Origin of the sequence: Psychrobacter sp. C 20.9, assembly GCF_001921765.1 — a bacterium.
Classification (GTDB): Bacteria; Pseudomonadota; Gammaproteobacteria; order Pseudomonadales; family Moraxellaceae; genus Psychrobacter; species Psychrobacter piscatorii_B.
In genome coordinates this window covers 91,266-117,954 of sequence record NZ_MRYC01000001.1, presented here as the reverse complement: position 1 = coordinate 117,954, position 26,689 = coordinate 91,266, and the positions used below count along the sequence as shown (strand labels likewise).

Below are 26,689 nucleotides of genomic sequence, written 5' to 3'. Positions count from 1 at the left end.
ATTATAAGGCGGCAGGGATATTATCTTCTGCCGTTTTTTGTTTAGACTTAGCATGATAAGATACCTATAAAAGTTTTTTCAAGACAGTTATACAAAATGGGGATAAGAGAGGATGAATAATCAGAGTCGATATCTGGATATGTTGCAGCAATCAATTAACCTTTCTAAAGAAATAAAAATTCCTAATTTGAAATGGAATTCTATAAATTACAAATATCAAAATGAAAGCGAAATACGTGAAATTATAAAGATAGTACATGGCGAACTATTCGATGTTATTGAACATATATTCATGGGTCATCCATATTTAGGCAATATGTGTCTTGACTTAGCATCAATAGCTTTTATGTTCCTAAGCGCAAAAGGTTACGATGTTGAAATGATTTACGGTAATGTGAATATTAATAACTCTCCAGAAGACGAGTTTGACACCACGCCTGAGTCATTAAGATATGAATACGAGAATAGAATTAATCAAGGTGAGCAGGATATCCATGCATGGGTTGGTTTAGGTGGTAATATAATAGTAGATTTTGGACTGCCTGATAGATTAAAGAAAAACTATCTGTATCCTCATGATATTCTATCTTGCGTTGGAGATATTGGTTTTTACGAAGAAAGATTAAAAGTCAAGTATAAGCCAATGCTGGTAGGCACAGATTTTTTTAAGACAACTAATAGTTATGATCCACTGAGCAATATATTTGGTTTCAAAAATAATTAGTATATGGGAGGGGCTGGAATTTCCGTTTAAAATTTCACATTAATGCTACTTTAACTTCCATTCGTAACCCTCAACTATTAATATATATAGGAAATTTTTGAAGTCTTAACATTAAGATAGAAACCCTAACCTTCCATCTCCTCAACCAACCACTCCTCAAAATCACTAACCTGCGTCGCTAGTTCAGGTTGCACTTTTGCTAGCTCGGCAAGCGCATTTTTTATCTCATGCTTATTATATTTAACACCCGTCAATGTCTCTTTGAGCAAGTCAATCAGCTCAACATTTAGCGCATCAGAGAAAATAACGACCTCTGCAATCACGGCTTGCTTCACATCCATATGCACATCTATCATGCCCCAATCAAAGCGCGTCTCGATATGATGGCTAAACTCAGGCGTCTTGCCAAAGCGCCAATCCCAGTCAGCCATCTGCTGGTAGTAAGCGTTTAGCGTTGGCTGCTGGGCAAGGCTGGCTTCATCCAGCTGCTCAACTGGCGCAGTCTCTCCGTAATATTCGCAAAACGCCTCGATAATCGCATCAGACAAGGTCTCATGATTGATGGCATCATTGAATTCTACCAAGTTTGCCACGCGCGCACGTACAGATTTGATGCCTTTTGCTTTGAGCTTTAGCGGATGCGGATTGAGATAGTCGCCAAGCTTTTGCATATTGGCATTGACTAGCAGTGTCCCGTGATGAAAGCTGCGATCGGCGGCATGTTTAAAGGCGCTACCTGATATTTTTCGATTGCCGACTTGCATGTCATTACGACCAGATAAGGTGGTGTCTATGTCCAGCTTTTTTAGCGCATTGGTGATAATGGTAAAGTTGGCCGCTTGGTCGTACGCGTGTTTTGGGGATAAAAAAGTAAAATTGGTATTGCCCAAGTCATGAAATACCGCACCGCCACCACTCTGACGCCGCGCCAAAAAGACATCGTCTGCTGCCATCTTATCCGTCTTGCATTCTACCCATGGGTTTTGTGAGCGACCAATGACCACGGTCTCAGAGTTGCGCCATAAGAAAAGCGTGTGCGAGTCGGGATTGAGCGTATTAAATATCCAGTCCTCAGTGGCAAGATTAAACCAAGGATTGGTCACCGCAGACTTTAAGATGCGCAGTTTCATGATGGATCCTTTTTAAAATAGTTCTTATAGAGTGAGCGTTATAAATAGATACTGACATTCTTATCGATGATAAGAACGTTGCTAAAGTTTAAGTATGTTCTTAAAAAACGAGGTGTAAAGCTTAACAAGCTGATAAAGTAGTTAAAAGTTGAGTTTTCCTATTGACATTAGCTTCACGGAGATTGTATTCATGCAAACAGAATGGGTGAATTGGGTATCTTTATTTATGGCTTTAATAGCGACGGCGTCGGCTATGATTACCTATGCTGTCTATCGGTCCTCAACTGATCCAGAAGTTATCGTATATGCTGATACAGATAAGAAGCGCCCTTCAGTTATAATTCTAATTATTGAGAATATAGGTAAAGGCCCAGCGGAGAACATTAGTTTTAAAACATCAAGAAGCTTACCTGAGAAAGCCTTTAGTATAGAAGAACCTAGAAATATGCCAAACACGATGTCATCCGGACCCATTGTAAGTGGAATACCTTTTTTAGCTCCTAATCAGAAAATAGTTCTTACTTGGGGACAATATGGAGGGTTAAAAAAATATATTGGTGGAGAAAGCATTGTGGTCACAGCTTATTATGGAAGAGCTAATGCTAAGTTCTGGCTTAACAAACTGTCTAGCTCATCTAAGCTTTCTGTTGAAGCCTTTTATCAGACAGATATTTCTGACTCAAACTGGGATAAGAAAATTTCAGAAACTTTAATAAAAACTAATGAACAATTAAAAAGTATTGATAAAGCAATTAAAAGCTTAGGTCCATAGAATGTCTAACCATCATAAAGCTGAGTATAATACTTAGCTTTATGATCTTTTAAGTATCAATACTATCTCACTCTATTCAGCACAAATCTCCCACTGCGATTTGGTACTAAGGTAGCACTGCATCACCGCTTTACCAGACTGCGCATAGGCATCACTGACGATACGCTGATTGCTTGGCAAACGATATCTGATAATGGCTGGCTCATCATTGACGGTGGTCGTCCATCCAGTGATCTCATTACGGTCATTGTAGTTTGCTTGATTAGATGTGGCCATTTTGCCAAGTCCTGGCAGGTTATAAGAGACCTGCCTAAAGCTATAACTCATCGCTGCACCTTCAGCGCCCTCATACTGACAGTTTAGCTTTTTGTGTAATTTGTCTTGTTTATAAACGTAGCAGGTGGTCTCATCTGAGAACTGACCAACCCCGCAAAATCCTGCCGTTGCAACTGTCATACTCCCTATCAAAAAAATCACTCTCTTCATCATTGCTCCCCAAAATTGTCATAACTGTTAATGTATTTACTCGTTGTATTTTTAACATAATTAGCATTAATTAGTAAACAAATATTAGATTTTCTCTTAATAATGAAAGATTGGTTTTATTAAAAAATCTCACTCTGTTATCACATTTATCTATACTGGTGAATGACGTTTTTATCTGCGTTAATATAGTGGATTTCTCGGTGTGACTTTGCAGTTTGCGAGTATATGCATAGAGAGGCGATAAAATAGGCTACAGTATACAGGCTATAAAATAAAAGCGCTTGACCCGCTATCGCTCGATGAAATATCGTGTCTCATGTATTTGAGTATAAAAAAGCGAGCCGCGATAAACTGGTTTTGAGACAGCAAATGAGCCGATAAATATAGCCGTAATAGTGATAAAAATCACTCACCCAACCATCGAAAATTTATCATGGTATGTTTTATTATCATGATAATTTCCATACTATATTAGACACTTATGACCGACACGAGTTGGCAAATGCAGTCTACGCGCTTAATAGGATTACCTAATGACCAACCGTGACCTCATCATCTTTGTGACGCTCTCTTTTATGTGGTCGCTCTCCTTTGTGTTTTATCGGGTTGGCGTGCCTGAGTTTGGGTCATTGGCTTTTGCCAGTCTGCGCGTGATATTTGCCGGACTGGTCATGCTCGTATTTGTACTGCTAAAAAAGAAAAACAGAGACGGTATCAAACAGCACTGGAAAATGCTGTCGCTGGTTGGTTTATTCTCCGCCGCATTGCCATTTGTATTGTTCTCTTTTTCTGCGCAGTCAGTGAATGCAGGCGTGCTTGCCGTGCTAAATGCTTCTGTACCGATGATGAGTGGCTTTATCGCTAGAGTCTTCTTTAAGGATAGGCTATCAAAAAAACAAGCACTTGGTTTGGTGATCGGGGTGATTGGGGTAATCATACTAATGAGCGAAAGCTTATTTGGTGGCGGCGAGTCAGGAAAAGGATTGGTCGAAGGGCTACTCCCGATGGGTTACGCGCTATTAGCTTGTGTAGGTTATGCGCTTGGGGCCAACATCACCAAAAACTATCTGTACGAAGTATCGCCAGTCGCTATCACCGCAGGCTCGCTCATTATCGGTAGTATCATTATGCTGCCTGTGGCTTTTAATGAGTTCCCATATGGTAAAGATATCAGCATAAAGGCGTGGGTATCCGTGATCTGTATCGGTGTATTTTCGACTGCCATCGCCCTTATCTTTATGAATCAGCTTATTAAAAATATTGGGCCAACGCGTGCCACGAGTATCACGTTAGTCATTCCAATTTTTGCGATTATTTTGGGCTATCTATTGCTTGGCGAGGCGCTAAATATACAAGCCATCATTGGTTCGATTGTGATATTGATCGGCACGTATTTGTCACTAGAGCTGTCAATTAAGAAAATGCTAAAGCCGAAAGACAAGACTCAGACGAACAGTATTTAAGGCTTAGTAAACAGTCTTCGTAGTAAATAAATACGAGTATTTGTATAGGTGAATATTACTGTATCTGTTTGTAAATATTGCTTGGAATAATGAAATCTGTCCCCTATAAAGGTAGGCGCTAAACGTAGATTTACTAATGATATTATAAGTTTTTCTAAACAGCATGCGATGATAATTAGTATGATTGATGGTTGCTATAACTAAAGATCATAAATAGCAACAATAACCAATAGGACAGATTATGGCACACGATATTTTATTTGAGCCTGTAAAAATGGGCACACAAACGCTAAAAAACCGCATTATGATGGCCCCACTGACACGTCTGCGTGCCGTTGAGCCAGGCGATGTCCCTATCACATGGGCAGCAGAGTACTACTCGCAGCGTGCAGGGGCGGGCCTTGTCATCACTGAAGCGACGCAAGTATCGTTTCAAGCAAAAGGCTATGCAGGCGCACCAGGGCTACATACCCAAGATCAAGTCACTGCATGGAAAGCCATCGTTGACAATGTCCATGCCAAAGGTGGCAAGATTGTCGTCCAGCTATGGCACACAGGACTTGTCTCACACGAAAGCGTACAACCTGAGCGCCGTGCGCCAATTTCAGCCTCAGATGTCGATGTAGGTATCCGTACCTCATTGCGTGATAGTGACAACCAAGCCATTCGCGCGGATGCCACGCCGCCGCGCCCAGCCAGTCTTGATGAGATTCAGCAAGTGATTGCTGACTTTGCGCATGCAATCAAGTGCGCGCAGGAGGCAGGGTTTGATGGTATTGAAATTCATGGCGCGCATGGTTATTTGCTGCATCAGTTTTGGGCCGAGCATACCAATCAGCGTGATGATGAGTACGGTGGCAGCCGCGAAAACCGCGCGCGTCTAACCTTAGATGTTATCGATGCATGTGTGGATGCTTGGGATGCAGATCATATTGGTATTCGTATCTCGCCACTGGGCACATTCAACAATGTTGAGGGAGGCTACGAAGAAGACGATAACATTTGGCTGATTGAGCAAATCAATAAGCGTGGTCTAATGTATTTGCATCTGTCAGAGCCAGATTGGGCAGGGGGTACGCCGTATAGCGATGAGTTCCGTCAGCGTGTCCGTGATGCGTTCGATCAGACCATCATCGCGGCGGGTGGCTATGATGCGGGCAAAGCAGAAAAAAATATCAAGGCAGGTTATATCGATGCGGTAGCATTCGGTCGTGACTATATTGCCAACCCTGATCTCGCTGAACGTATCCAAAAAGGCGCACCGCTCAATGAGCAGCATCCAGAGTCTTTCTATGGTGGCAGCACGGTTGGCTACACTGATTATCCGTTTATGGATCAGGCGCAATAGTTTATTTGTCGGTTCTGCTGACTAAATAGCTAAATTATGCTTCATAAAAGCCCTCTGACTATTGATAGTCAGAGGGCTTTTTTGTGCTTCTATTTTCATTATGTACCAAAATTCCCCGTTTGATAATCACGAAAAGTTTGTCGTAGCTCATCTTGGGTATTCATCACAAAGGGGCCGTGACCTGCGATAGGCTCTCCGATAGGCTCACCACTTAACAACAGTAGTTTGGCAGGAGTGTGTTCATCGTTATCGGTAGAATAGGTGAGCTCAATAGTATCGGTAGCAGCATCAGATAAAGGTACAGGTTGAGAATCTACAGATGGTTTAATCGGCACTGCAAACTGAATCAGATTGCCTGCACTGATAGATGTGCCATTGACCAGTATTCGGCCTTCTTGTACGAGCAGTAACGTATTGTGCGTGTTAGGTACTTCGAGTATCGTTGTGCCTGCGGTATGCAGCGCGATATCCCACATGTTAACTGGCGTAAAGGTATCTGCACTGCCAGCAACGCCGTGCCAGTCGCCTGCAATGATAGCAACGTGACCGATCACGGTTCGCTCATCGGCGTCACTGTAATCCATTAACTCGATAATAGGCATCTCAGCACGTTTGATGAACTGATATTTGGGATCAGTCAGCTTATGCGCGCTTGGCAGATTGACCCACATTTGCACCATACTGAACACACCGCCGCGCTGACCAAACGCCTCAGAATGGAACTCTTCGTGCAGAATACCGCGACCAGCGGTCATCCATTGCACATCTCCTTCCAAAATATCCTCGCGTCCACCGATAGAGTCAGCATGACTGATCTCACCTGAGTACGCGAGGGTGACGGTCTCAAAACCTTTATGAGGGTGTTTGCCAATGCCATGTGGCTGCGTCTGATAATCAGGATTTGGTGCAAATGTCGTCGGCTCGCCATAATCAAATAGTAAAAATGGATCGGTATGACTGTAATTGAAGTCTGGTTGGTCATCGACATAATTGATCAATGTTTTCACAAAAAATCCGTCACCGACCCAATGTGGTGCTTTATCACCATGAATCTGTTTGATTGGGCGCATCGAGTACCTCGCAATTCTATCTAGCATAAATAACAATAAGTGAATATTATACTATAATTCTATAGTATAATGAACTTATGTTGTGTCTATTTTATGGTGGTGATATGACAGGTAGTCATCAGACCACCTCGCCACTCACAAAGCCACTGGCCCAAGCCCATTGGAAGTTATAACCACCAAGCCAGCCTGTTACATCGAGCACTTCGCCGATGAAATACAAGCCCTCTTGCAAATTGCTTTGCATGGTCTTTGAGGATACCTCATCGGTTTTTACGCCGCCGCGGGTGACCTCGGCCGTGCGATAGCCTTCAGTACCAGACGGCTTGAGCTGCCAGCCATTGAGAGTAGCGCCAAGCTCACTCAGTCGCTCATCTTTGATATTGGCAAGCTCAGTATCTTTGATATCGTCCCACAGCTGGGTTTGTAGTGCTGCCAATAGTTTTTTGGGTAGTGCGTTGTCTGTGTTTTCTGCCAATATAGTACGGATCAGTTGGCGTGGGTGTGACTTTTTGCGGGTGAGTAAAATATCGGTGACATCTACATCGGGCAGTAGGTTAATGCTGATCGTCTCACCACTGTGCCAATAGTTCGATAGCTGGAGCATGGCAGGGCCAGAGAGCCCGCGATGGGTAAACAGTACAGGCAGTTTAAAAGAGATACGCTCGTTACTGGCAATGACTGGTAGGCTGATGCCTGCTAAGCTACGAATCAGCTCGCCTGTTTTGTCCGTGAAGGTAAATGGTACGAGACTGGCATCGGTTGCTATCAGTGTATGCCCAAACTGCTGCGCTAGTTCATAGCCAATGCCGCTTGCGCCCATCGTTGGAATAGACAAACCACCAGTTGCCACGACTAGCGACTCACAGCTATAGCGCATCTGTGAAGGTTGACTTTCGCTTGCGACGTCTTTTTTGCCAAGCTTTTTGCTGGTTATTAGCTCAAACCGTTTTGCTTTATCATGGTCAGTCGTCTGTACATGATTGATTTGGGTATTGAGCTTGATTTGCACACCGACAGCCGTACATTCATCAAGGAGCATAGTGAGGATATCTTGGGCAGAATCATCACAAAATAGCTGCCCGTGTTCACGCTCATGGTAGGGAATCTGATGCGCCTCTACCATGCCGATAAACTCCCAGCTTGGATAGCGGCTCAGTGCCGACTTACAAAAGTGAGGATTGGCACCGATAAAATGCTCAGGCTCGACGAAGTAATTGGTAAAATTACAACGACCACCACCTGACATCAAAATCTTTTTGCCCGCTTTATTGGCGTGATCTATGACCAAAACGCGACGACCACGGCGACCTGCGGTGAGCGCACAATATAATCCTGAAGCGCCAGCGCCGACGATGATGACGTCATAGTGAGTAGAGGGTTGTGCATTGCGGTGATTAGTCATTGCGGTCTCGTAAAACAATCATTTAAAAAAAGGTGATAACAAAACCAATTGTATGTGTTAATAATACAGATCGGCGGTGTTGTCTAAAGCAGTATCGGTAGGGTAGCTATTGTCCATATTTCATTTGAGGTTACAAGGATTAAATGTGATATCCGATGAGCTGTGACATGGCATCTGCATATCAAGAGCACTCTTGATTGCGATGTTGCAATAATCCTTACTAATAATTATTCAATAACCGCTGCTATCAATCACCAAGTATACAGATGTACAGCGAAATTTTTATGATTGGCTGATGATGTCTTGCAACCGACACGCTTATTTGTCAAACTATCGCTGAGTGTCACGCATTATGGAAGATGACTCTTATTGCCTGCATGGGTAGTCGTTATAGACGACTTTCTATGTAAGTCATGATAATTAAAAGGACCAATACTATGACCCAGAAATCATTTCCAATCTCAGCCGAGTTTATGGCTGCTGCCAATACCACCCCTGAAAAGTATCTCGAAGACTACAATCAATCTATCGAATCAACCGAAGCAAATGATGCGTTTTGGGCGAAGCGTGCTGAGCTGATCGACTGGATAAAAAAACCGACCAAAGTCAGCAATGTCAATTATGACTTAGACAATTTTAATATTAAATGGTTTGAAGATGGTGAGCTGAATATCTCCGTCAACTGTCTTGATCGTCACCTCGAAAAAGATCCATACAAGCCAGCCATTATTTGGGAAGGGGATCACCCTTCACTACACAAGATTATTTCTTTTAAAGAATTACATGAAGCAGTCTGTCGTCTGGGCAACTCGCTACGCAAGCTTGGCGTTGGCAAAGGCGATCGTGTCACGTTGTATATGCCAATGATACCAGAAGCCATGGTTTCAATGCTGGCATGTGCGCGTATTGGCGCAGTGCATTCTGTGGTATTTGGTGGGTTTTCTGCTGAGAGTCTAGGCAATCGTTTGATAGACAGCCGCTCAAAAGTCGTTATTACGGCAGATGAGGGTTTACGTGGCGGCAAGCACACACCGCTCAAAGCCAATGTCGATCATGCACTAGAAATGGATGGGACTGACAGTGTCGAAAAAGTCATCGTCGTCCACCGCACAGGCAACTCTATCCCAATGAGTGGTCGCCGCGATGTCTGGTATCACAATCTCGTTGATGGGCAATCAGAGATCTGTGAGCCTGAAGTGATGAATGCCGAAGATCCATTATTCTTACTGTATACCTCTGGCTCAACGGGTAAACCCAAAGGCGTTGTGCATACCACAGGAGGTTATATCATTTATGCCTTGTCTACCTTCCGTGATGTCTTTGATGTCAAAGAAGATGACGTTTATTGGTGTACCGCAGATGTGGGCTGGATCACAGGTCATACCTACTCAACGTATGCACCACTCGCTAATGGTACAACCACGGTTATGTTTGAAGGCGTACCAGAGCACCCAACATGGGCACGTATCGGACATATCATCGACAAGCATGACGTGACTATTTTATATACCGCCCCGACCGCTATTCGAGCGATGATGAAAGAGGGTGATGCCTTTGTACGTGAGTCAGATCGCTCAAGCCTGCGTTTGCTTGGTTCGGTCGGTGAGCCAATCAACCCAGAAGCGTGGGATTGGTACTATCATGTCGTCGGTGATGGTAAGTGTCCTATTGTCGATACGTGGTGGCAAACGGAGACAGGCGGTATTTTGATGGCACCGATTCCGGGAGCGGTCGATCTTAAGCCGGGTGCCGCGATGACGCCGCTATATGGTATTAAACCTGAAGTCGTCAATGCTGAAGGCGCAATCATGGAAGGCGCTGCCGAAGGCAACTTGGTCATCAGTAGTGGTTGGCCTGGGCAAATGCGTACGATCTACAATGACCATCCGCGCTTTTTGAAAACCTATTTTAGCGATTATCCCGGCTATTACTTCACAGGTGATGGTGCGCAGCGTGATGAAGACGGACATTATTGGATCACAGGCCGCGTGGATGACGTGCTAAACGTCTCAGGGCATCGCTTGGGTACGGCAGAGATTGAGAGTGCATTGGTTGCTCATCCGGCTACTGCCGAGGCCGCGATTGTTGGTATGCCGCATGAGATTCGCGGGACAGGTATCTGTGCCTTTATCATTCTAAAGTCTGGCGAAGAAAAAACAGACGATCTAAAAGCGGAGCTAAAACGTCATGTGCGTGCCGAGATTGGGCCGATTGCGACCTTAGATGCTATTTATATGGTGGATGCGCTACCAAAGACTCGCTCAGGAAAGATTATGCGTCGCATCTTGCGTAAGCTGGCAGAAGGTCAGTATGTGGGATTAGGCGACTTATCTACGCTGGCCGATAGCTCAGTGATTAATGATCTGGTCGAACAGGTCAAAGCTGGTCGCGGAGAGTAGCTTGATAAATGGATATGCATTGTTGAAGAAGTAATTTAAACCTGACCTTTAACACTTGCCTACCATTAGGACCTGCCGATCAAAGTGGAACAAAAGCCATGTTATCGTGAATAGCATGGCTTTTTTACGCAGACAATATTGATATTGCGGCGTTTTGACGGTTCAATATCAATGGTCAATGAACATTGCTACCCACTAGTTGCCCGCCATATAACAGATCGTTTTGCCATTTATAGATGGTAGCGACTCATAAATACTCGATAAGGTTTCCTGTCATTATGACTGATCATACTTTGCTCTCAACGAATAAATCTTCACCAAAAATCGCGATCATCGGTGGTGGTCTGACAGGACTGCTAACCGCGACACTACTAGAACGCGCCTCAAATCAGACACACGATCTATCCAATACACCGCAAATCACTATTTTTGAAAAGTCGCGTAGTGTTGGCCGGTTAGCGACGCGCTATCGTACCGACAGTGACACAGGTAAAAACTGGCAATGGGCATTTGGTGCACAGTTCTTTACGGCAAAGACTGATAGTTTTCAGCAGTTTATTGCCCCTTGGCTAGATACTGGGCTGCTACAGCCATGGTGTGCCAACGTGGTCGAGCTCACGCCCGCGAATGATAATGGCCAATCGCCCGATATCCAAAGTAAAGAGCAATGGCATACCGTGCATGCGCGCTATATCAGTACACCAAAAATGACCAGTTGGGGACGTGAGTTAGCCGCTGGGCTCAAGCACACAAACATAGTGTTTAAGACGCGTGTGGCTCCGCTTGATGAGCATACCACTCACTCAGATGATAAAAAAACTGAGCTATTTGATGAGACAGGGGAGAGCCTCGGTTGGTTTGATTGGGTCGTTTGTACTGCACCAAACGGTCAGGCAGTAGAGCTGATGGCAGACAGTGGATTTAGTCAGCAAGTTAACATCACCCAGCCGCAGATGCAGGCCTGCTATACGTTGATGCTCGGTTGGGACAATGCCCAAGAATTACCTGAAACATTGAACTCTCAAACAGCACTGCAGTGGGATGTTGCTTATTTAAATAGTGAGGTACTCGATAGAATATTTATTGAACATCATAAACCCGCTCGTGATGAGCTATTACCAAGCATCACCATTCATGCGCGTAATGACTGGTCACAAGTCCACGTCGATGATGATTTGGAGACAGTCAAAGCCGCGTTATTAATGGCAGCGCAGCAAGCCTTAACCTGGGACAAAGATAGTGCTCCAAGCCAAACAGATTGTCATCGCTGGCGCTATGCGGCTACTATAATAGATACAGATACTAAAGAGCTAGGTATCTTAGTCGATGAAACCAGACAGTGGATTGTCAGTGGCGACTGGTGCGCACGAGGCAATATTGAAAGCTGCTATCAGGTAGCACAGCAAACCGTTGAGGCGATCTGTAAGAAAAGATAACGGTGCTGTGATGGTCTGTCAGCAGCACTGGTTTACAAATAAGATTTAAAGATAATTTTTATTATATATAAGAGGCTATCGTATCAGCAAAAAGGCAAAAAAAAGCCCACAGAGGAGGTGCTGTGGGCTGAGGAAAACGGGCTGTGCAGATTGATCACAAGTTCCGTGGTCGTGATTTATTATAGTTATCAGCTTTCTATACACTCATTTATTAGGGCAATAATAACCAATACAATAGGTACATATATTTGCTTACATATTTAAGTGTACAAGTGTTTTGTGACAGTTGCTATCATAACCCGACTGACTGCTATTTGGCTGTTTTGGTTACAGTATATTACGTTATAAAAATACTGAACCGTATGATCAATGCATTAAGCCTTTATTTGGCTAGTAAGCTATTTAAGTAGTAAGTGATATGCCAAGCTATCTAAGCAATACGCCATTAAACCAATGGTAACGTCTTAGTGTTTTTTATTATTAATCTCGATAAAAGCGCTCAATGTTTTCAAGAAATTATATCGATATGAAAAGAGACATCTGATGGTGATACCTTTGATGACTCAATCGCTGCAGAGATGGCATGACGGCTTGCCGGAAAAATGCTAAGCTATCTGCCATTATTATGTCTATATTAAACTGGGTTTGCCATGACTGAGAGCACGCATTTGCATACGCAGGAACCGTCAAGTTCGCAAAATACCAAAAGTATTTTTAACTTGCCTAATAATCTTACGATTGCTCGTATCTTGATGATTCCGTTGTTTGTTGCGATTGCGTACTGGCCGCCTGCTATGGGCATCGGTATGCCTGCAATCTCAGACAACGTCATTGCGCGAGTGGGGATGAGTGAGTTTAGCGATAGCCTATTGCGCCATTTATTATTAACCAGCGTCTTTATTATTGCAGCAATTACCGATTGGCTAGATGGTTACTTTGCTCGTAAGCTGAATGTCATGTCAGCGTTTGGGCGCTTTTTGGACCCAGTTGCTGACAAGCTGATGGTGGCGGCGGCCTTGATCGTTTTGGTGCAATGGCATCCCAATATTATTATGGCAATCGCTGCGATCGTCATCATCTCACGTGAGATCGCTGTATCCGCATTGCGCGAGTGGATGGCAGAGCTTGGCAACCGAACCAGTGTCGCTGTGTCCTATGTGGGCAAATTAAAAACGACCTTTCAGATGATAGCGATTACAGTACTGTTATTAAACTGGGAGTCGCTTGAGACAATCGGTTATGCGCTGATGGTGGCCGCGGTGATATTGACACTATGGTCGATGATGATTTATCTCAAAGCTGCGTGGCCGTACCTAAAGCAAAGTGGCTAATAGTGAGACAAACAATCATAACCTGCATAAAAAACGCCAGTGGCTCATGCGACTGGCGTTTTTTATTGAAAGCTGTTAATTATTAAGTCGTTAAAGCTCTGCTAAATCATGACAGCTCTATCGAAAAATTCTCACCCAAGCTCTTTTCAATGGCATTATCTGTCACTGCCGCTGCTGTCAATTTGACAGCGCTAGTAATCGCATTCCCATTTGCCCAGTATTCAGCACCATGAGGGACGACCTTGATCAGCTGTACCTTTGGGTCTTCTTTACCTTTTTCAAAGTAAGCGTTATAAGTCATTGACCAAAGCTCATCTAACTTGTCTTTATCATCTACCAGCTCCGCTTTACCAGTGATAGACAGATATTGTTTGTTGTCTTGGCTGACATAGGCCAAATTGACTTGTGGATCGTTTTTGATGTTGTTGATGGTCTCACAAGGGCTGTGACCGATAAACCAAATTTCTTTGGCACCAATACTGGTCTCGGTGGTATTCATGGGGCATGAGTGAAGATGGTTCTCACTGGTGCGCGTGGTCATCATCGTATATTTGATGTCTTTTACCATGGCTTGGATGGTGTCCATTTGTTGTTGCTTGCTCATCGTAGTTATCCTTTACTATTCTAAGTGAGGTTGAATTTAAGTGAGGGTGAAAAATTAGAGTGATTTATTAAAAAGAGTTATTTATTAGAAAATGGTTTGTGCCTTGTCGATGCTCATGATCATCCTTACTAACATTGCCATTATCAATATAACGATATCATCCAACATAACAATACAGTCGGACTGTAATACTCTGTGATGGTTTGTAATGGCTTATCAACGTGATGGCGGGTGGCATACTACAGATAAAATGTAGACACAAAAAACGCCAATAAACGAAAGATTATTGGCGTTTTGGTTTGTCAAATAATTTTGACTTATCAAATAGCCATATGGGTTGAAAAACTGAGCAACTACCCAACTATCTCAGGCTATTTTTAATGTATGGCTTCAAGATTACAACGTGACTTCAAATTGCTCGCCGATGTCTTCGGCTGTTTTGCCGTCTTGTAGCGCGGCGGCTGCCATTTTGAACATATTAATAGTAGAGCTACCACCTAGCCAGCACTCAACGCCATGTGGAACGACCTTGATTAACTGTACGTTTGGATCTTCTTTACCATGTTCAAAAAACGCATTGTAGACTGGTGACCACAGTTCTTCTAATTTGTTTTTATCCGTTGGTAACTCAGCATTGGCGCTGACAGAGACATAGTCTTTTTCATCTTTAGAAGCATAAGACAAACCAATTTTTTGGTTGTTCTGAATGTCTTTGACCACATCTGATGTTTTGTCACCGATGAACCAAATTTCTTTACCACCGATACTCGCTTCGCTGGTCGTCATTGGCCACGCATGTACGTCACCTTTACTATTGACGGTGCTTAACATTGCAAATTTTACATCTTTGATAATGTCTTGGATTTTGTCGATTTGTTCTTGCTTATTCATAGAGGATTTCCTTTTCTTTATAGTGATTGGATGATTCATTGTTTGTAGTAATTATTTTTATTCAAGGTAGATGTAATTCATCTTTTAAAAACATCGCCTCAACAACTGGAACTAGAATACCGAGTTATGCCTTTGCATTTATATAGGTGCCCAGTAATGCGATGTGAGTGTTTGTAAGGAGTATGAGGGTTAGGTAAAAATTGTGATATCAGGCATTAAAATAATGAGGTCTAAAATGAAATCTAAGAAGTATCGAAGCAAAACTATAGTAGACAATAGGTCAATTAGACTTGGCATTTAACACACATGTGATGCTGACAGAAGACAACTTATCAGCAATTTATCTTGGTTTAGACCTGCTTATTATAGGTCTTCTTGTTATAATACCCAGACCATTTACTTAGCATGGCAGAGATGCCTTGATCTTACGGATTATGCCTTTATGATGACCATCGCCGGACAACCGTTTCTTACCGATTTTCAGACGCAGCAACTCATCAGTCAATTCCAGCAAAAAACCGAGCTAAATGTTAGTCAAATAAGTACTCAGCAAGTGTATGTACTCTCACGCGAATTGAGCGGTGATGAGCACAAAAAATCCTTAGACTTGTTTGGGATCAAAGAAGCGATTGCGCTTACCACGCCACAAGACAACCAACTGCAAGTGATCGTTGCGCCGCGCTTTGGCACTATCTCACCATGGGCGAGTAAAGCCACCGATATCTTTAATAACTGTGAAATCAAAATAAACCGTGTTGAGCGTGTCGTTGTTTATACATTAACCCTCGATGAAAAAACAGACGGTGACGCAGGCGAAAAACTATCAGTAGACGCTGAGCAGTTGTTGTTCGACCGTATGACTCAGAGCTTGGTTTATGACTTGAGCGATGTCAGCAAATTGTTTGACGATCAAGCACCAGCATCACTGAATCATATCGATGTCATCGGACAAGGTCAGTCAGCGCTAGAGTCGGCCAATACTGAGTTCGGTTTTGCGTTATCCAGCGAAGATATCGACTATCTGATGAATGCGTATGTCAATGACCTACAGCGCAATCCAACGGACGTTGAGCTGATGATGTTTGCACAGGCAAACTCAGAGCATTGCCGTCATAAGATCTTTAATGCTCAGTGGACAGTTGACGGCGAAGCACAGCCAAAATCATTGTTCCAAATGATCAAAAACACTTACCAGTCTAATCCGCAAGGTATCTTATCAGCCTATAAAGACAACGCTGCTGTGATGGCGGGGTCTGATGGCATGCGTTTTTATCCGATCCCAACGGATGCGATGGATGCCAACTCAATCCATCCTTATGGATTTCATCAAGAAAACATCGATATCTTGATGAAAGTTGAGACGCACAATCACCCAACCGCGATTGCGCCGTATTCAGGTGCGGCGACTGGTTCTGGTGGTGAGATTCGTGACGAAGGCGCAACGGGTCGCGGCGGTAAGCCAAAAGCGGGTCTAGCAGGCTTCCACGTGTCGCATCTACATATCCCAGAGCTTAGCGAGAAATGGGAGCAGTCAGGTCAACTGAGCACGCAAGCATATGGTACGCCAGATCGTATGGCAACCAGCCTTGAGATTATGCTTGATGCCCCATTAGGTAGCGCCAACTTCTCAAACGAGTTTGGTCGTCCGAACTTATGCGGGTATTTCCGTAGTTTTCAGCTAGATACCTCTGCGGCAAAAGACGGTAGCGAGATGCGCGGCTACCACAAGCCAATCATGCTGGCAGGTGGTTACGGCAATATCAAACGCAATCTGATTGAAAAAAATGCGATTAAAAAAGGCGATTTGCTCATCGTTCTGGGTGGCCCTGCAATGCAAATCGGTCTAGGCGGCGGCGCGGCCTCATCGGTCGATAGTGGCGAGCTTGATGAAGGTTTGGATTTTGCTTCAGTCCAGCGCGACAATGCTGAGATGGAGCGTCGTTGCCAAGAAGTCATCGATCGCTGCTGGGCCTTAGCTGGTAATAAAGAGTTTGGTGATGATGTAGACGCCAGTAATAACAGTAAAGATGGCAATCCAATTGTCTCACTACATGACGTAGGCGCAGGTGGTCTGTCTAATGCGATGCCAGAGCTGGTCAATGACCATGAAATGGGCGCGCATCTGAACTTGCGTAAGATCCCATCATTGGAAGCGGGCATGTCGCCAATGGCAATCTGGTCAAACGAAGCGCAAGAGCGTTATGTCCTCGCGATTCGCCCAGAGAGCAAAGATCAGTTTGACGCCATCTGTGCCCGTGAGCGCTGCCCATATGCCATCTTGGGTGAGGCGACGGATATCCGTCAGCTCATCGTTGATGACGAGCTATTGGACGAGCAACCAGTCGATATGCCGATGCAAGTGCTGCTCGGTGGTACACCAAAAATGCAACGCAGCTTTGAGCGTACTAAGCACACGTTGCCAGCACTAGAACTTGGTGACGTTAATCTAGCCGAATCAATTACTGATGTATTGCGTCACCCAACCGTGGCGAGTAAATCATTTTTGATTAGCATTGGTGACCGCTCTATCACCGGTATGGTCGTGCGCGATCAGTATGTGGGTCGCTATCAAGTGCCTGTATCAGATTGCGCGGTGACGGCGTCAGGTTTGGTTGCGCTAGATGGTCAGCCAATGACTGGTGAGGCCATGAGTGTCGGCGAGCGTACGCCTGTTGCCCTTATCAGTCCAAAAGCCTCCGCGCGTCTGGCAGTCGGTGAAGCCATTACCAACATCGCGGGCGCACGTATCGCTCAGCTCTCAGACATTACCATGTCGGCGAACTGGATGGCTGCATGCGGTAATGATGCGGAAGATGCGGCACTCTTCGATGCGGTACACGCCGTTGGTGAAGAGCTGTGCCCAGCACTTGGTATCGCTATCCCAGTCGGTAAAGACTCGCTATCTATGCGTGCTAACTGGACTGATGAAGAGGGCGCTGACAAATCAGTCGTCTCACCAATGAGCTTGGTCGTAACGGCGTTTGCGCCTGTCGTTGACGTGGCAAAAACGCTAACCCCTGAGCTAATCAATGGCGACAGCGCGTTCTATCGTATTGACTTGTCTAAAGGCAAATTGCGTCTAGGCGGTTCAATCCTTGCGCAGACGCTAAGCCAACTAGGCAATGACTGCCCAGATCTAGCGCAGCCAAGTGACTTAGTCGACTTCTTTAACTTTATCCAAGCAGGTAACGCGCAAGGCGTCATCAGCGCTTATCACGATATCGGTGATGGCGGTTTGCTTGCGACTATCGCAGAGATGCAGTTCACCAGCCGTCAGGGTATCAAGCTGTCATTAGATGATGACAACTTACTCGGTCAGCTGTTCAGTGAAGAGCTGGGTGCGGTCATCCAAGTCTTACCAGAAAACGTCGCCGCGCTCATGCAATTGGTAGAAGAGTTTAACGTCAGCGATATGCTCAGCCTCGTCGGTCAGAGCTCTGAAGAAGACAGCCTACTGATCCAAACGCCAACACTCATGGGTGACGATACCCTACGCTTTAGCCGTACTGAATTGCAGCAAGCGTGGACGCAGGTCAGCTATCAAATCGCGCGTCGCCGTGATAACCCAGCGTGCGTACAGCAAGAGTATGACTTGATTAGCGACGCGAGCCATAAAGGTCTAATCGCTGCGCCAAACTTTGATCTCAATCAAAAAGTTGAAGAGCCATACTTAGCCAGTCGTGAAAACAAACCAAGAGTCGCCATCCTCCGTGAGCAAGGCGTCAATGGTCAGACAGAGATGGCAGCAGGCTTTACCCAAGCGGGCTTTGAAGCGGTCGACGTACACATGAGCGATCTACTCAGCGGTCGCATCAACCTACGTGACTTCGATGGTCTGGTCGCTTGTGGTGGCTTTAGTTATGGTGATGTACTCGGCGCAGGCTCTGGCTGGGCGAACTCTATCTTGTTCCATGACGAGCTACGCATGCAGTTTGTCCGCTTCTTTGCCCGTCCTGATACCTTTAGCTTGGGTGTCTGTAACGGTTGTCAGATGATGGCGCAGCTAAAAGACCTCATCCCAGGTGCGGAGAACTTCCCACGCTTCATCGCTAATAAATCCGCGCGTTTTGAAGGGCGTACGGTCAATGTCAAAATCGAGCGTACCAAGTCAATTCTGTTCAAAGGTATGCAAGACAGTATCTTGCCAATCGCGGTGGCACATGGTGAAGGCTATGCTACGCTGAATAATACCGAAATCGACGGTATGGCAAACCACGGTCAGCTCGCCATGCGTTATGTCGATAGCCAAGGTCATCCAACCGAGACCTATCCGCTCAATCCAAACGGCTCGCTCGGCGGTGTCACGGGTCTGTGTAGCACTGATGGTCGCGTCACTATCATGATGCCGCATCCTGAGCGTAACCTAAAAGCTTATAACCACAGCTGGAAACCAGAAGCGTGGGATGAGGACGGCGCGTGGATGCGTATGTTCCGTAACGCTCGCGCTTGGTTTAGATAGACTAAGTTGGTTTAGAGTATTGTTGTAGATAACTGTTTTTTAGAATGAAAAGGTGAGCGTAAAGCTCACCTTTTTTGTGTTTATGATATTTAGCTTAATTAGATCCAGGAAAAACATATAGATAAGTACTTCAATGACGTATATAATAAGACATAAAGATAAAGGATATTGAATGTTACATTTCATCGAAACGCCAATATTTACTAAGCAAGTACTGAAACTATTAGATGATGAAGCTTATAAAGAGCTACAGGAAAATCTAATCAATAATCCAGAACAAGGTGATTTGATTCAAGGTACAGGGGGCGTTCGAAAAACCAGATGGGCACTTAACCAAGGTAAGAGTGGCGGTATTCGGATTATCTATTATTTTGTGAATAGTCAAGGCATATTTTTTATGCTGCTCGCTTATCCGAAGAATAAACAAGCCTCTCTATCAAGCGAAGAGAAGTCTGGTTTATACAAACTGACTCAACAAATTAAAGAGGTGTATAGCCATGAGCAATGAATTTTACGATGATTTATCTACATCACTAAATCAAGCATTGGCGATTGCTAAAGGACAGGCTCAGCCTAGCCGCCAGTTTACCCATGACGTGCCTAGTATTAAGGAAATAAGAACTAAGACAGGGCTATCGCAACAGCAGTTTGCCGATAAACTTAATATCAGTTCGCGTACCTTACAAAATTGGGAGCAAGGTACTAGAAACCCAACAGGGGCTGCGGTCACATTAATGCGCTTATTGAATAAAAAGCCTGAGTTAATTACCGAAGCTTAATTGATCAAAAACAGTCAATCTTATCTTGGTCACGCACTCGGTGGGATTATGGATGTGTGTGAAAGCGATGACGCATGGATGCGTATGTTCCGTAACGCTTGTGCTTGGTTTAGATAGGCTAAGTTGGTTTAGAATATTATTGTAGATAACTGTTTTTTAGAATGAAAAGGTGAGCGTAAAGCTCACCTTTTTTGTGTTTGGGTTTTGGTTCTATTGGGAGCTAATCCTGCTTTTCGCTACTATCTTGGTCGTTCACTGGGGCGTTGGCTAAGGCTAGAGGCGTTCCAGCATTCGAGCGACCACCTCTAGCCAAGCCTCCGCAGCCCAGTGACCAACCAAGTATATCCGCTGCAATCAGGGCTAAAACGCGCTCCTGAATGACCGTTTTATGATAAATTAGTCTAAACTTTAATTTTAGTATTATTGGTGCGCTGGGCGCACCCCACGAACTCATTGTTTTCTTTGGAGATTAGAATGGATAATCAATCTGAACCGAATAAAGTCGAAAACAAGCCACACGAAAAATCAGATGATAATTTACCGAAAAAATGTGGCATTGTAATGCCTATTGCAAGTATGGAAGGCTATCCTGAATCTCATTGGAAAGATGTCAAAAGGATAATAGAATCTGCTATTAAAGAAGCTAATTTTGAAGCTAGATTGGTGAGTGATGCGGATGATATAGGCGTTATTCACAAACGTATTGTTCAGAACTTATATGATAATCCGATGATAGTTTGCGATATAAGCGGTAGAAATCCAAATGTCATGTTTGAGCTAGGATTACGTCTAGCTTTCGACAAACCAACAATCATTATAAAAGACGAAATAACACCTTATTCTTTTTATACATCTGTAATTGAACATCTAAGTTATCCAAAAGACTTAAGATATCATGACATTGAGATTTTCAAAGAAAATTTAAAAGATAGAATAAAAAAGACTTACAAAGCATATGAAAACGATCCTGAAAATTATTCAACTTTCTTGAAAAACTATGGTGATTTTAAAGCCCCATTAATTACTGAAGAGACTGTCTCTATAGATAGATATGTATTAGAAGAGCTTAAAAGCCTTCAATCATCAGTTAGTCGCCTTTCTAGTTCTATGAATTCTAAATCTTCAAACCGCAATAATAAAACTCAGTTTGTCAGGAATGCAACAGCACACCAACTAGATTTTCATGATCACGAAGAACCAAATGTTTTAGAGTTTTATCTCGATAGAATAAGAAATAAAGACGAATTATATTTGAATGTGCATGAAGCTTTGGAACCAATTAGCCCGCTCATAAAAACATAAATTTTGATTCAGGGAAAATTTATATTACGGTTGCTGTTGGTAATCCTAATTTTGATGTAGTCGAGGAGGTAGTCTCTTCTATAGCAGGATTAGGCTATACTATAGAAGAGTTTGACCAGAACTATTATAGATTACATGAAGATTTTTGAGAAATAAGTGAGACTAAAGTAGCTCGAACAGATAGTTAGTCGTATAATTTATTAACTACAATGGGTTATTATGGGTCTGAAGAAGAGTTGATTTATGTTGAATAAATATGCTTCAATCAGGAGCCTTTCCCAAACTTTGTGTAACTGCTTATAATCCACTAACTGGAGAATAAGCAATGACTACTCAATCTGACATTAAAAAACTGGCCGAGCAAATGGCTGGTAGCATGAACAGCTTTGATGACATCAAAGACTTTCAAAAGCAGCTCATGCAATCCTTTATCGACACTGCCCTTGAAGCTGAGATGGAAGATCATCTCGGCTATCCCAAGCATGAAAAGGCGGATAAGCCTAACAAGCGCAACGGGCACACTAAAAAGACCGTCCGCAGTGACACAGGCGATCTTGAGATATCTACCCCAAGAGACCGTGATGGTGACTTTGAACCTACACTTGTGTGCAAGCATCAAACCCGTATCTCAGGGCTTGATGATAAAATCATATTTCTTTACGCCAAGGGCCAAACCACCACCGAGATTGTAGAGAGCATTAAAGAGCTCTACGATGTCGATATCTCAAGTAGCTTGGTTTCAAGAGTCACTGACAACATCTTAGAGGACATCACTGCATGGCAGAACCGGCCATTGAGCAGTGTTTATCCTATCGTCTATTTGGACTGCATTGTCGTCAAAGTACGTCAAGACAAGCAGATCATCAACAAAGCCATTTACTTAGCCCTAGGCATTAACCTTAACGGTAAAAAAGAGCTGCTTGGTATGTGGCTATCAGAGAATGAAGGCGCTAAGTTCTGGCTAGGTGTTCTTACCGAGCTTCAAAACCGTGGCGTACAAGACATCTTAATCGCTTGTGTTGACGGTCTAAAGGGTTTCCCTGATGCCATTAATACCGTCTACCCCAACGCTCAGGTTCAGCTGTGTATCGTACACATGGTGCGCTATTCGATGAAGTTTGTGCCGTGGACGGATAAAAAGGCAATAGCGGCTGATTTAAAGGCCATCTACGGCGCTGATACGCTTGAGATAGCAGAGGCCAATCTTGAGCACTTTGATGAAGTGTGGGGCGATAAATACCCGCACGTGGTCAAGTCTTGGCGCAATAACTGGGAAGGCTTAACGGTGTTCTTTGGCTACCCTAAAGACATCAGAAAAGCCATCTATACCACCAATGCTATTGAGTCGCTAAACAGTGTGATTCGTACGGCGGTGAATAAGCGTAAGGTGTTCCCCTCTGATCAGGCAGCGTTTAAGGTAGTCTATCTAGCAACCCAGCAGGCGTCTAAAAAGTGGTCGATGCCGATTCGTAACTGGACGTCTGCCCTTAATCGCTTTATGATTATGTTTGATGATCGTATTAGCAGGCATTTAATCTAAATGGCAGTTACACAGAATCTGGGATGGTCTCTCAATCAGAGTTTTGATTCAAAGCATCATGTTATATGATTATTTATCTTCTGACAGCTCTTTACCCTTTCTCTGAGCCTCAGCAATCAACTCATGAATCTTAGCACTTTCCTTTAGCACGCAAGCATCATAGGCGGAAAGCGGCTTAGGCTCTTGTTCTTCTTCCTGATCTTGCTTGGCTTTTTCTGCTAAATACTTTTCAAGTTTATCTGCTTCAGAATCGCTCATAGTTTATCCCTCGTATGATTTTTACCACATAGAAAACGGCACTGAAATCAGTACCGTTTTATAGGTCGTGACAATGTAAACCCTAACCACGACTTTTCAAATACTATATCACCAAAATCAATCCCAGCTTAAGATTACCTTACCGCATTGCCCACTTTCCATGATATCAAAGCCTTCTTGAAACTCATCAATGTGCATGCGATGGGTAATGATTGGCGACAGATCAATACCGCTAATCAGCATTTGCTCCATCTGATACCACGTCTCCCATATCTCACGCCCATCGTCGATCGGCTATCGTGATGAGCGCATCTTGCGGAGAGGTGATAACGCGCTCGTTTTTATACAGCCCTGCGTCGCGGATATCGCTGATTTCTTGTTATAGATATTTTTGAAAGGCTTGATACATAAAGAGTCCTTTTTTACTATTATTGGCGTTTGCTTAGGGTTTGTTGATAGAGCCAAATTATTTGCTTATTGATGCGAGTTAAGCACAGATGTCTAAATACTGACGCACCACATTATCCATGCCTTGCTCTAGTGATTCAATCGTAAACGCATGTCCGATAGACACCTCAGCGATATTACCAAGACTGAGCAATTGGGCTAGATTTTCTAGATTCAAATCATGACCAGCATTGACGCGAATGCCGTTATCACTGGCGAGGGTAATACAATCGCTAAAGCGTTGCTTGACCTCATCGAAATCAATATTGCCATCGTTCTTACCATTACTGTAGGCGCGCGCCCATTCTTCGGTATACATCTCTATCGTTTGCACATCGCTGTCGATGACGGCTTTAATCTGCTCGATATCAGGATCGATAAATACCGCGCAGCGTGTGCCAAACCCTTGCAACTCATGACTCAACGCTGACAGCATATCTTTGTGTTTAATGATATCGAAACCATGATCGGAGGTCAGTTGGTCTTCGCTGTCGGGCACGAGCGTACATTGATGCGGTTTGACTTCGCGAATCAAGGATAAAAACTGCTCGTTCGGGTTGCCCTCAATATTGAACTCAATCTCTGGATAGTCTTTTAAAAAGGCACTGATATCATAGACATCTTGGTATCTGATATGACGTTCATCAGGTCGCGGATGTACAGTAAAGCCTTTGACACCCAGATCAATCAGCTTCTTCACGAAGTACAGCAGATTGGGATAATCTGTGCCGCGAGAGTTTCTGATTAAGGCGAGTTTGTTTAAATTGACACTAAATAGGGTGCTCATAATATGTCCTTTTTCATTGTTGTTATGTCCGATAATAAAACATAGACCTTATGTTATCACGCTTGACTGGTATGAATTTTCTGGCGGGCTGTGTCTACGCTGACAGAGGCTGCGAAAAATTCATGCCAGTCGCGCCAATTATCTTTTTAAACTGCCTATATTTGTATCGCTTCAATAAAAATCATCCCGACTAGCATACTTCATATTGAGCGCCTGCAATATCGCATAGGTCTCGCTATCCATATTACCGGTTGGCTGCTGCGGTCTGAAATGCAGCTGAAACGCATAGATGACATCGCGACTGGGCTTGTCCCACTCGTCGCTATTATTGATTTGATAGCCGTATTTGCGAAAAGCTTGCTTGATCTCCTGCACGCTTGGCGCGACCAAGGTACGCCGATTCATAATTTCTTGCTTGTCCGCTTCATTATACCAAGCGCCGATACCGTACTCTTTATACAGTCGCTCCCACGGGAATTTGGCACCTGGATCGATCTTGCGCGAGGGTGCCATATCTGCATGACCGATGATGTTTTTTGGTGAGATGTCATAGCGTCTAGCGATATCTTGCACCAGTTGTGCGACCTTTTTAATCTGCAATCCATCAAACGCCACATAATGCTCATAAGGATGGTAATCCATATCGCCATTCTTTAGCGCGTCTCGATATTCAGGCTTGATTCCTGCATTGACGATTTCGATGCCAATAGACGTATCATTGAGGATGGTTCGACCTGAAAAGCCACCTTCGCCTGCATGCCACGCGCGCTCAGACTCTGGTACGAGGTTATAAATTTTATCATCGTTCTTGTCCAAGATTAAGTAATGCACGCTCACATTGCCCGTGGTCAATGTTTTGATTGAGCGCTCATTATCTGAGACTGTGTAGTGTAGGACAATGGTTTTGATACGCTGGCTTTTGCCAGTCGATTGATAGGTATCGCTGTCGACGCTATAATTTTTGGTCGTTGCGACTGGTGAGGTCGTAGTCACGCAGCCAATTAAAGGCAGAGTTAAGCCAAGTGCTAAGAAGATGTTTTTTACCATGAAATGCTCTGTGTAGATAAAGGGTATATGTCGCTGTCCACTTATATTTTAAGCGCCTATTATCAGATGATGTCTAGAGATTTTGCTGATTGTATTCAGCCTCTTTTAATTTTTTTTGCCAACACCTTTTTCCAACTCGCCTCCAAACACTCAATCGCGAGCCACGGCTCAATCACCTCAGCGTCAAACTTTTCTTTTGAATTAGACAACTGCCACAGTGTCTCAAGCGTGGCAAATGGATAAGGACGTTGTATCAAGTAGACTGGCAAATCAGCGTTAATGATGCCATCACGCACCACTTGAAAATACCAGCCTGAGATACCTTGCTTGCTGACCCATGCTGCAATATTGGGCACTTTGGTAAATTGGCCGATTTGGTCGTTGATTTTGTAGCACGGGCGGCGCGGTTGGACGATGCGCAGCTGCACGCTTTCAGTGTCCTCTATTTCACCATACTGATAAACGTCGCCAATACAGACGTTAGACTCATCCATCTCAGGCAAGCCATCAACGGCTTCAGTGGTGAGGTTTTCTCCGAGCGTACCGACACGTACTTTTAGATCAAACTCAGTATTGATTTTTTCATAAGTGGCCGTTGGCAGTTGATGTACGGCTTTGAGTGGGCCGCCATGATGTTTGCGATCGGCTTGCTCGTCAGTGGTCAATCCCATAAAATTGACGGCGACGGGTGCTGTAATGGGCGCTTTATCGATGGCGCTCATTTCTTCACGAGTGAACGGCATGGCTTTGCCTGCGCGGACACATACTAAGTTTGCCACATGCAAGGGTAGGTTAATCTCAGGGTTTGAGCGGTGAGTAGCAGACATGGGCAATCCTTAATAGTAGGCGAGCGCAGGACAAAATTTGCGCAGCAATAGTGGTAAGGATGATAACAATCTATCCGACAATTATCCATTCTAATGGCTGTTTATCATTGCAGATATGTCTAAATATCGGCACAAAAAAAGACCAGAATTGTTATTCTGGTCTTTTGATCTCATGCTTTTAGTATGA

Annotated in this window: 24 protein-coding genes; 12 read left to right on the top strand and 12 right to left on the bottom strand. The window is 44.0% G+C overall.

Annotation, left to right across the window (positions count from 1 at the left end):
- The first annotated feature begins 112 nt into the window (after positions 1 to 112).
- On the top strand, positions 113 to 724 hold the full coding sequence (locus tag BTW00_RS00515) for a hypothetical protein (protein WP_075105755.1): 612 nt from the start codon (positions 113 to 115) through the stop codon (positions 722 to 724).
- A 125-nt stretch (positions 725 to 849) separates the two neighbouring features.
- Here the strand turns inward: BTW00_RS00515 and BTW00_RS00510 are convergent, their stop codons facing one another.
- Complete coding sequence (locus BTW00_RS00510; RefSeq protein ID WP_075105754.1) at positions 850 to 1,854, bottom strand: lipoate--protein ligase; 1,005 nt, start codon at positions 1,852 to 1,854, stop codon at positions 850 to 852.
- Positions 1,855 to 2,044: 190 nt separating this feature from the next.
- Between BTW00_RS00510 and BTW00_RS00505 the strand changes: the two genes are divergently transcribed.
- Entirely contained in the window at positions 2,045 to 2,626 is a 582-nt protein-coding gene (locus tag BTW00_RS00505) for a hypothetical protein (protein ID WP_075105753.1), read from the top strand.
- A gap of 72 nt (positions 2,627 to 2,698) precedes the next feature.
- Here BTW00_RS00505 and BTW00_RS00500 read toward each other — a convergent pair whose 3' ends face one another.
- On the bottom strand, positions 2,699 to 3,082 hold the full coding sequence (locus tag BTW00_RS00500; RefSeq protein ID WP_075105752.1) for a hypothetical protein: 384 nt from the start codon (positions 3,080 to 3,082) through the stop codon (positions 2,699 to 2,701).
- A 563-nt stretch (positions 3,083 to 3,645) separates the two neighbouring features.
- On the opposite strand from BTW00_RS00500, the gene BTW00_RS00495 reads away from it, so the two are divergent.
- Together BTW00_RS00495 and BTW00_RS00490 are read left to right on the top strand one after the other, a co-directional pair.
- On the top strand, positions 3,646 to 4,575 hold the full coding sequence (locus tag BTW00_RS00495; protein ID WP_075105751.1) for a DMT family transporter: 930 nt from the start codon (positions 3,646 to 3,648) through the stop codon (positions 4,573 to 4,575).
- A gap of 241 nt (positions 4,576 to 4,816) precedes the next feature.
- Entirely contained in the window at positions 4,817 to 5,923 is a 1,107-nt protein-coding gene (locus BTW00_RS00490; RefSeq protein ID WP_075105750.1) for an alkene reductase, read from the top strand.
- A gap of 98 nt (positions 5,924 to 6,021) precedes the next feature.
- On the opposite strand, the gene BTW00_RS00485 is transcribed toward BTW00_RS00490, so the two are convergent.
- Positions 6,022 to 6,993: a pirin family protein gene (locus tag BTW00_RS00485; protein ID WP_075105749.1), complete on the bottom strand. Its 972-nt coding sequence runs from the start codon at positions 6,991 to 6,993 to the stop codon at positions 6,022 to 6,024.
- Between the two features lie 118 nt (positions 6,994 to 7,111).
- Positions 7,112 to 8,395 (bottom strand): NAD(P)/FAD-dependent oxidoreductase, encoded by a 1,284-nt coding sequence (locus BTW00_RS00480; RefSeq protein WP_075105748.1) that lies wholly within the window; start codon positions 8,393 to 8,395, stop codon positions 7,112 to 7,114.
- Between the two features lie 437 nt (positions 8,396 to 8,832).
- Here BTW00_RS00480 and acs point away from each other — a divergent pair, with 437 nt between their 5' ends.
- The 3 genes from acs (at position 8,833) to pgsA (ending at position 13,561) form a co-directional block, all read left to right on the top strand.
- Positions 8,833 to 10,794: an acetate--CoA ligase gene (acs, locus tag BTW00_RS00475; protein ID WP_075105747.1), complete on the top strand. Its 1,962-nt coding sequence runs from the start codon at positions 8,833 to 8,835 to the stop codon at positions 10,792 to 10,794.
- Positions 10,795 to 11,072: 278 nt separating this feature from the next.
- Positions 11,073 to 12,230: an NAD(P)/FAD-dependent oxidoreductase gene (locus BTW00_RS00470; RefSeq protein WP_075105746.1), complete on the top strand. Its 1,158-nt coding sequence runs from the start codon at positions 11,073 to 11,075 to the stop codon at positions 12,228 to 12,230.
- A gap of 650 nt (positions 12,231 to 12,880) precedes the next feature.
- The gene (gene pgsA, locus BTW00_RS00465) at positions 12,881 to 13,561 is read left to right on the top strand and encodes a CDP-diacylglycerol--glycerol-3-phosphate 3-phosphatidyltransferase (protein ID WP_058024385.1); all 681 of its coding nucleotides are present in this window, start codon (positions 12,881 to 12,883) and stop codon (positions 13,559 to 13,561) included.
- A gap of 106 nt (positions 13,562 to 13,667) precedes the next feature.
- Here pgsA and BTW00_RS00460 read toward each other — a convergent pair whose 3' ends face one another.
- Together BTW00_RS00460 and BTW00_RS00455 are read right to left on the bottom strand one after the other, a co-directional pair.
- Positions 13,668 to 14,165 carry a pyridoxamine 5'-phosphate oxidase family protein gene (locus tag BTW00_RS00460; protein WP_075105745.1) on the bottom strand — a complete coding sequence of 166 codons (498 nt, stop codon included), beginning with the start codon at positions 14,163 to 14,165 and terminating at the stop codon, positions 13,668 to 13,670.
- A 396-nt stretch (positions 14,166 to 14,561) separates the two neighbouring features.
- The gene (locus BTW00_RS00455) at positions 14,562 to 15,056 is read right to left on the bottom strand and encodes a pyridoxamine 5'-phosphate oxidase family protein (protein WP_075105744.1); all 495 of its coding nucleotides are present in this window, start codon (positions 15,054 to 15,056) and stop codon (positions 14,562 to 14,564) included.
- 442 nt (positions 15,057 to 15,498) lie between these two features.
- Here BTW00_RS00455 and purL point away from each other — a divergent pair, with 442 nt between their 5' ends.
- From purL to nadS, 3 genes are all read left to right on the top strand, one after another.
- Positions 15,499 to 19,515 carry a phosphoribosylformylglycinamidine synthase gene (purL, locus tag BTW00_RS00450; protein ID WP_075105743.1) on the top strand — a complete coding sequence of 1,339 codons (4,017 nt, stop codon included), beginning with the start codon at positions 15,499 to 15,501 and terminating at the stop codon, positions 19,513 to 19,515.
- A 172-nt stretch (positions 19,516 to 19,687) separates the two neighbouring features.
- A complete protein-coding gene (locus BTW00_RS00445) occupies positions 19,688 to 20,023 on the top strand; it encodes a type II toxin-antitoxin system RelE/ParE family toxin (RefSeq protein ID WP_025643795.1) in 336 nt (111 codons plus the stop codon).
- The gene (nadS, locus tag BTW00_RS00440) at positions 20,013 to 20,294 is read left to right on the top strand and encodes a NadS family protein (protein ID WP_058024381.1); all 282 of its coding nucleotides are present in this window, start codon (positions 20,013 to 20,015) and stop codon (positions 20,292 to 20,294) included. Before BTW00_RS00445 ends, nadS begins: the two co-directional genes overlap by 11 nt.
- 220 nt (positions 20,295 to 20,514) lie before the next feature.
- Here the strand turns inward: nadS and BTW00_RS00435 are convergent, their stop codons facing one another.
- On the bottom strand, positions 20,515 to 20,748 hold the full coding sequence (locus BTW00_RS00435; RefSeq protein ID WP_075105742.1) for a hypothetical protein: 234 nt from the start codon (positions 20,746 to 20,748) through the stop codon (positions 20,515 to 20,517).
- 20 nt (positions 20,749 to 20,768) lie between these two features.
- Here BTW00_RS00435 and BTW00_RS00430 point away from each other — a divergent pair, with 20 nt between their 5' ends.
- Together BTW00_RS00430 and BTW00_RS00425 are read left to right on the top strand one after the other, a co-directional pair.
- Complete coding sequence (locus tag BTW00_RS00430) at positions 20,769 to 21,596, top strand: hypothetical protein (protein WP_075105741.1); 828 nt, start codon at positions 20,769 to 20,771, stop codon at positions 21,594 to 21,596.
- Positions 21,597 to 21,921: 325 nt separating this feature from the next.
- Positions 21,922 to 23,136 (top strand): IS256 family transposase, encoded by a 1,215-nt coding sequence (locus tag BTW00_RS00425; RefSeq protein ID WP_075105740.1) that lies wholly within the window; start codon positions 21,922 to 21,924, stop codon positions 23,134 to 23,136.
- Positions 23,137 to 23,205: 69 nt separating this feature from the next.
- On the opposite strand, the gene BTW00_RS00420 is transcribed toward BTW00_RS00425, so the two are convergent.
- From BTW00_RS00420 to BTW00_RS00400, 5 genes are all read right to left on the bottom strand, one after another.
- The gene (locus BTW00_RS00420) at positions 23,206 to 23,394 is read right to left on the bottom strand and encodes a hypothetical protein (protein ID WP_058024379.1); all 189 of its coding nucleotides are present in this window, start codon (positions 23,392 to 23,394) and stop codon (positions 23,206 to 23,208) included.
- A gap of 117 nt (positions 23,395 to 23,511) precedes the next feature.
- The gene (locus BTW00_RS14140) at positions 23,512 to 23,646 is read right to left on the bottom strand and encodes a hypothetical protein (RefSeq protein WP_256713940.1); all 135 of its coding nucleotides are present in this window, start codon (positions 23,644 to 23,646) and stop codon (positions 23,512 to 23,514) included.
- Positions 23,647 to 23,881: 235 nt separating this feature from the next.
- Positions 23,882 to 24,628 (bottom strand): pyridoxine 5'-phosphate synthase, encoded by a 747-nt coding sequence (locus tag BTW00_RS00410; RefSeq protein WP_075105739.1) that lies wholly within the window; start codon positions 24,626 to 24,628, stop codon positions 23,882 to 23,884.
- Between the two features lie 171 nt (positions 24,629 to 24,799).
- Positions 24,800 to 25,675: an N-acetylmuramoyl-L-alanine amidase gene (locus tag BTW00_RS00405; protein ID WP_075105738.1), complete on the bottom strand. Its 876-nt coding sequence runs from the start codon at positions 25,673 to 25,675 to the stop codon at positions 24,800 to 24,802.
- A 95-nt stretch (positions 25,676 to 25,770) separates the two neighbouring features.
- Entirely contained in the window at positions 25,771 to 26,502 is a 732-nt protein-coding gene (locus BTW00_RS00400) for an MOSC domain-containing protein (RefSeq protein ID WP_143506453.1), read from the bottom strand.
- Between the last annotated feature and the right edge of the window lie 187 nt (positions 26,503 to 26,689).